This is a genomic window from Candidatus Pelagibacter sp. (assembly GCF_052049815.1).
Taxonomy (GTDB): Bacteria; Pseudomonadota; Alphaproteobacteria; order Pelagibacterales; family Pelagibacteraceae; genus Pelagibacter.
Genome location: NZ_JBNGZG010000046.1, coordinates 1 through 6,679, shown reverse-complemented (window position 1 = coordinate 6,679; position 6,679 = coordinate 1). Strand labels below are relative to the sequence as shown.

The following is a 6,679-nucleotide window of genomic DNA, read 5'->3' as shown; positions in this document are numbered from 1 at the left end:
TATATTTTTATAATTTTTTAAATTTAATATTTTTAACCATTGTTTGAAATTTTTTGTACTTGTTAATAGGCAAGGTTTATATTTACATTCCTTAGTTATTTTATCCCAATGCAAAAATACTCCACAGCCTAAGTGTGGTAACCAATATTTTATATTAGGAAATTTTTTAATTATACCAAAAAAATTAGATGTTTTGTCTAAAGAGTCTCTAAAAATATAATCAACTTCTAAAGATAAAGGCAAGTTTATTTCTGTGACTAGCGACAAAAAATTAAAATATTTTTTATCTAATATATTTTTTTTATGCCATGATGGTATTAATTCAAATCCATAAAATTTTTTTTGTTTACTGATATAATTTTCAAATTTTTGAACTGTAATATTTTCAGGATTTGGAAGTTGAATAATCCTTTTTTTTTTTATTTTTCTATCAATCAAATCTAAAATTAAATTTAAAGTTTCTTCAAGTTGATCTTCTTGCATAAAATATGACTCTCTTCTATTTAGTGGCAAACCTCTATAATAAAGTTCATTGATTTTTTTATTCTTTTTAAAGTAATTTTTATAACCTAATGTAAAACCTTTGCTGATAACAAAATCTAATGGAATTTTCTGTAACAAAACACTTTCACTTTTTGTCCTATTCTTTAACAATCTTTTTACCACTGGGGTAATAACTCTAAATTCGTGATCTATCATAAATTTCTAATATGTTTTGTTTATTAATTTGTGTCTCTACCATCATTTTTTTTATCTTTTTAAATCCAATTTTTGAGATTTGATGAATTGTAGAAAGAGGATGATTTGTAAATTGATATTTACTAAATGGTAAATAATTAAATTCTTGAACATAATTGAAAATTTTATGTTCATCAAACAATTTTTTTTCTAAATAATTTACTGAATTAGTTCCAGTTATATAAATGTTTGCTTTTGTTTGAATTGCATGTTGCAACAATCTTTCAGTTGGTGTGGATTTAAAATTATTACTTAAAATTTTTGACTCTTTGATAATTTGAGTTTTAATTTCAAATTTATCTTTAAGAAATAACAATTGTTTTAAGCATATTGAATTTAGATCCATTTGATTATCTTCAAAAGTATTTGATAGAAATTCAATAAGATCTTCAAAATATTCAGTATTTTTATATGTTGTTTCTATTTTATTTTTTATTTTATTTAAACAATCTGAATGAAATGCAGATATTTTTACCTCATCACAATTTAAATAATCTGCTTTATCATTTACATTTAAACCTAAAACATTCTCTTTTTGATTTATCTCAATATAATTTCTGTGCATAAAAGCTCTTTTTCGAAACTTCGCAATATCCATGAAAATAAATATATCTGAGAGCATAACTTTATGAATCAATCCTAACCATGGCAAAAAAGCTGGTTGATGTGCACTTACAAATTTCATGGTAAAAATTTATTTCTAAAAATAAATAAATTCATAATCTCCAGTATAAGAACTTTTTTTCATTAACCATTCCCAGGCTACTGTATCAATTAATGTTTCAGCTGTTAAAGCCCAGCATTGTAAATTAAATTGTTCTTTTTCATTTCTGTAAGATTCTACACAGATGAATTTTGATTTACCTATTCTTTCAATTTCACTAAGTGATTTTACGATATCTGGTATTTTAAAGTTGTGTAATGTATTAATAGAAATTACTAGATCAAAATAATTATCTTTATATATTAAGTTTTTTCTCGCATCCCTTATAATAATGTTATCCTTAATTTCTTTTAATGTCTTTTTTTTTGCATATTTAGAAATATCTATTCCAATAATTTTTGCATTAGGAAGAATTTTTTTTAATTCGTATAACAAAAAACCTTTTCCGCAACCTATATCTAATATTTTAGCATTGTCTTTTAATGAATATGTTTTTATCAGTTTTTTTGCTAAAGAAGTATTATAACCTTCAATGTATTTAAATCCTCCATATCCATATTTTCTATTACCATCCCAATAATCAAAATCATATTTTTTTGAAATTTTCATACACTTGACTTTGTCATCATTCATTCTTTTTAAACAATCTCTAGGAGTACTTTTGTGATTTTTAGTTATAAAATTACGCTTTCTTAATTTTGTTCTTAATAATTTTAAATTGTCATAATTTGATTTAATTAAGAAAATTCTTTCAATCTCATTTGCTTCATCTTTATTTTTTATTTTTAAATTTTCTAAGGCAAAATGTAGCTCTTTCTTATTGTGAACAATTTTTTTGTAAATTGATTCTCTTAATTTTTTATCTTTTGGAAGTTGTAATAAACTATAAAATAAAATACCGTCATATTTTTTAATATTGTCAATTATTTCTGACAAAATTAAACTACTATCTTCCATCACATATTCTGTTGAGCTTAACAATAATTTAATGTTTTTATTTTTTGTATAATCTCTTAAAACTATATTTTGTACGTTTTGAGGGACTCTTTCACCAAAAAAAGGTCTGCTAAATATATATCCCTTAACTTTCATTTTATTTTTTAAATGGTGATTTATAATTCATTCCTATTTCTGTGGCAGCTCTAGTAGTTATAGGTAAAAAAAATTCACCTATTTTCTTATCTACATAAGGAGAAAAAATGGATTTAAATCTACAATTCATAGACCATCTCGTTTCTTTTTCTTTATTAACAACATTGCCATGAGGTAAAGATTGATTGAATATCATGAAACTCCCTTTTTTAATACTTATCCATTTTATATCATTTGAAATAATCTTAAAAATTTTTGAACTACTGTTGTTTTTTTTTGTATTTATTTTTTTTTTTAAATTTCTGTATTTATCTTGTGTTAAAAGATACATAGATTTTGTTTTATAACAATTTACAAGCGGTAACCATAGATTAATCTCATATGGTGAATCTCCTGACCATACATCTGAGTGAACTGGTAATAATGAATTTGGATCATTTGGATATTGAATACTCAAATTAATATTTCTTTGCATCATAAGTTCATTACCAGCTAAAGTGAATAAGTGGTTTCTGGCTATATGAAAATAGTTTTGTCTTAACATTTCATTATTATTTAAATCTTTGATTATTTTGAGTCTAAAATCATTAAGATTTTCAATTGGAATATATTCATGAACTTTATTTAAATTGATGTTTTTTTTTGTGCTAAGATAATTTTTTATACTTTCATTCAATATTTTTAGAATAAAATTTAGTGAATTAGTACTTTCTGATTTGCAAATTATATAGCCATTATTTAAAAAATTTTTTGATAGGTTCTTTTCTTTTTTATTTAAAAAATTCATCAACATATTCAAATAACATTAATATTAAAAATGATATTATATTAAAACTTTTTTAACAAAGTTTTGTCTGTTTTAAGGCTAATTATATTTGGTCCTTTATTTTTATAGGATTTTAAAACAAATTTTTCAGTTTCTTTACTATTTTTCGGAAAGTATGAATCGATATTTTTAAATAACTTTACTAACTTTTTTCCATTTAATTCAGAATGAGTTGGACCTAAATGAGGATAATCTGCAAACCCAACTAGTTTAACATTGGCTTTTTGTTGATCTATATCTAATTTTACTTGTTCAAACGGTCTTTCAATTAAAAAAGGCGTAATTGTATATACCCAAGGTTTTAGCCCTTCCAAAGCCATACCTGATGCAACTCCAATTAAGCTTTGTTCACAAATCCCTAAATTGAAAAATCTTTTAGGAAAATTTTTTCTAAATTCATCAAATATTCCATAACCGATATCTCCAACTAATAATACAATCTTTTTATCTTTTTTTGCAATCTGATTTATTATTTTTCCAAATCTTCTTCTCATTTTATTCCTAAATATTTTTTTCCAATAAAAATTTCTTTTCCTTCTAATTTTCTAGCATGCCAAACAGGATCATTTTCAAATTTTTTAATTCCTTTACCCTTGATAGTGTGAAAAATAAATACAGTTGGCGAGTCATTTTCAAATTTTTTATTAAATCCATTTATTATTGATTTAAATGAATGTCCATTTTTTACCTCTACAGTATTACAATTAAAGGCTTTAAATTTTTTAACTAAATTTTCTAATGGCAAAGCATCTTTTAATTTTGATAAAGCTTGTATTTTATTATAATCGACAATTATTTTTAGGTTTTTTAATTTATGTTTTGATGCGATTAATAATGACTCCCACGTTGTCCCTTCTTGACATTCTCCATCACTAATTATCACATAAACATTGTTTTTGATTTCATTTTTAATTTTTCTTGCAAATGCCATACCAGTCGCAATTGGTAATCCGTGACCTAAACTTCCAGTAGTGCAATTTATTCCATTTTTTTCATCGATTTCTAAATGTGTAGTAATTTCATTTTTAAAACCTTTTTCGTTTAACAAAATACAATAAGGAAATGAAGAGTGAGATTTACTAAGTATAAATTTATCGTTCTTTTTTAATATTATCTCAAAAAGAGTTATTAAAATTTCTATCATTGAAAAACTCCCACCTAAATGAGCTTCTCCTTTTTCTAAAAAAGCTAAAAAAGTTTTTCTTCTTAAATCTAAAGCTTTATCTTTTAATGTCTTTAGATTAGAAATTTTCATTTTAAATTTATTTCTTGCATTTTTTTTATATTAAAAAAATCTGGATTGTTTAACGAGTCTTTAAAAACTTTTTTCTCAAATGCTAATTTTAAATCTTTTACTGCATCGTTAATTGTGTATTTGGTAATAAAATTTATTTTATTTCTAATTTTCTTTGATGATATGTGATATGATCTATTATCATCTGTGGGGGTAACTACTAATTTTATGTCATCTCCTAATTCACTTTTTACAACATTGGCTATTTTAGATACACTTAAATTTTCCCAGCCTGCATTAAAAATTTCACCATTTACTAATTTCTTATCAGCTTCAATAAGATATTTATAAGATCTAATCATATCTTTTATATGAATATTTGGCCTAAGTTGTTCTCCTCCAAAAACAGATATTTCTTTTTTATGATAACCAAGGTTAGAGAGTATATTTACAATTAAGTCTAATCTTTGTCTTTTTGAATAACCACACACAGTAGCAGGCCTAATTACAACTGTGGTAAAATTTTCATCTTTATATTTCATTAAAATTTCTTCACATTGAGCTTTAAATTTTGAATAATCTGTAATTGGATCAAGTGGAATATCTTCATGAACATCTTTCATATCTTTTATTCCATAAACACTTGAAGATGACGCATAAATAAATCTTTCAACATTTAAGTTTTTTGAAATTTTTACCAAGGGTTCAAATGCATCTAAGTTAATTGATTTTCCTAAACTTGGATTAAGATCAAAACTTGGATCATTAGATATGCAAGCAAGATGGATAACAATATCATGGTTTTTAATAGACTCTTCTAGTAATTTTTTATCTCTTATGTCGCCTTTAATTATTTTGATATCATTTTTTTTTTCAAAAACATTTTCACCATAAATAAATAAGTCAAAAACTGTGACGGCATAACCTTTTTCAACTAAATAATCTGCTAAAGCACAACCAACATACCCAGCACCACCAGTAATAAATATTTTTTTTTTCATAAAATTATTTTTTCAACATGTTATAAATACTTTCTTGACTTAATAATCTAAGTCCACCATCAACAGGTATTATCACACCTGTTATAAATGTTGAATAATTAGATGTCAAAAAAGACGTTAAATTTGCTATATCCTCAGATGTACCCATTCTACCTAATGGTGTAATTTTTTCTAAAGTTTTCCTATCTTTGTTATTTTTTTTTAAAAAAAATTTTTTATTTTCTGGCTTTAATAACTTTGAGGGTTGAATACAATTTATTCTTACTCCCTTTTTGCCTAACGTGCATGCATAATATTTTACAAGCCCTTCAAGAGCTCCTCTAGTGTAATGATATACGTCACTTTGATCATGTAATACAGTTGATGTAGCAATAGAGCTCAATATTACTATAGATGAATTTTTTTTTAGATTACTTTTAAATGTCTTTATAAAATTATTTGTTGCTTCAAGTTGAATTTCAAAATCTTTCTTATTGTCTAATCCTCTATATCTTTGACTGAAAATTAGATTGTCAACTTTTATATTTTTTATTTTTTTTTTTAAATTAAGTAAGTCAGTTGAACTACTTATATCAGATTGAATATAATTAGTTTTATTTTTTTTTGTTCTTGAAATAACAAATAATTTATCACCTCTCTCTAGTAACTTTTTTGCAATGACACTACCTATGCCTTTTGTTCCCCCTATCAATATACTTGTTTTTATCATTTGTTAATTTTCAAGAAATAATTTATTTAGTCTTTTATATATTTTTTTTGACATTAAAAGATAATAAATAGGGTCATGGATATATTTTTTTCCATAAAAAATTTTCTTATCGTGTATTTTTTTAAATTCAAGTTTGATTAAAGAGTCGGAGCATCTAGATATAATATACGATTGAGTAGTTTTTATAATTTTTCCTATTTCTTTATTGTATATATTGCCTTTAATTTTTTTTACATTAAAAATTCTGATTAACTGATCATTGAATATCAAAATTGAACCCTCATATGGAAAACTATAAGATGCAACAAGTTTTTTAATTGATTTAAAATCCATCTTTAAATTTATTACTAAATCTAGAATATTTCTTTTTCTTAGATAATTAGCATTTTTTTTTTTTTTTTTTAATGAGGCACAT

The 6,679-nt window shown here is 23.7% G+C and carries 8 protein-coding genes and 1 pseudogene; all 9 read right to left on the bottom strand.

The genetic code is table 11. The features are described 5' to 3' along the window. Positions 1–699, bottom strand: a 699-nt coding sequence (locus tag ACTT9D_RS06465; RefSeq protein ID WP_440930969.1) for a hypothetical protein, incomplete at its 3' end; no start/stop codon positions are given. Beyond that, entirely contained in the window at positions 680–1,423 is a 744-nt protein-coding gene (locus ACTT9D_RS06460) for a WbqC family protein (protein ID WP_440930968.1), read from the bottom strand. The genes ACTT9D_RS06465 and ACTT9D_RS06460, both read right to left, overlap by 20 nt. 15 nt (positions 1,424–1,438) lie before the next feature. Further along, complete coding sequence (locus ACTT9D_RS06455) at positions 1,439–2,494, bottom strand: LIC12192 family sporadic carbohydrate cluster protein (protein WP_440930967.1); 1,056 nt, start codon at positions 2,492–2,494, stop codon at positions 1,439–1,441. 1 nt (position 2,495) lies between these two features. Continuing rightward, positions 2,496–3,281, bottom strand: coding sequence for a sporadic carbohydrate cluster 2OG-Fe(II) oxygenase (locus ACTT9D_RS06450; protein WP_440930966.1), 786 nt, complete (start codon positions 3,279–3,281; stop codon positions 2,496–2,498). A gap of 41 nt (positions 3,282–3,322) precedes the next feature. Then, positions 3,323–3,814, bottom strand: coding sequence for a hypothetical protein (locus tag ACTT9D_RS06445; RefSeq protein WP_440930965.1), 492 nt, complete (start codon positions 3,812–3,814; stop codon positions 3,323–3,325). After that, on the bottom strand, positions 3,811–4,575 hold the full coding sequence (locus ACTT9D_RS06440; RefSeq protein ID WP_440930964.1) for a 1-deoxy-D-xylulose-5-phosphate synthase N-terminal domain-containing protein: 765 nt from the start codon (positions 4,573–4,575) through the stop codon (positions 3,811–3,813). Before ACTT9D_RS06440 ends, ACTT9D_RS06445 begins: the two co-directional genes overlap by 4 nt. Further along, positions 4,572–5,555, bottom strand: a complete 984-nt coding sequence (locus tag ACTT9D_RS06435) for an NAD-dependent epimerase/dehydratase family protein (protein ID WP_440930963.1) — start codon at positions 5,553–5,555, stop codon at positions 4,572–4,574. The genes ACTT9D_RS06440 and ACTT9D_RS06435 overlap by 4 nt, the downstream gene beginning before the upstream one ends. Positions 5,556–5,559: 4 nt before the next feature. Then, a complete protein-coding gene (locus ACTT9D_RS06430; protein WP_440930962.1) occupies positions 5,560–6,264 on the bottom strand; it encodes an SDR family NAD(P)-dependent oxidoreductase in 705 nt (234 codons plus the stop codon). Between the two features lie 3 nt (positions 6,265–6,267). After that, positions 6,268–6,679: pseudogene (locus tag ACTT9D_RS06425) on the bottom strand (hypothetical protein); the annotation flags it as partial.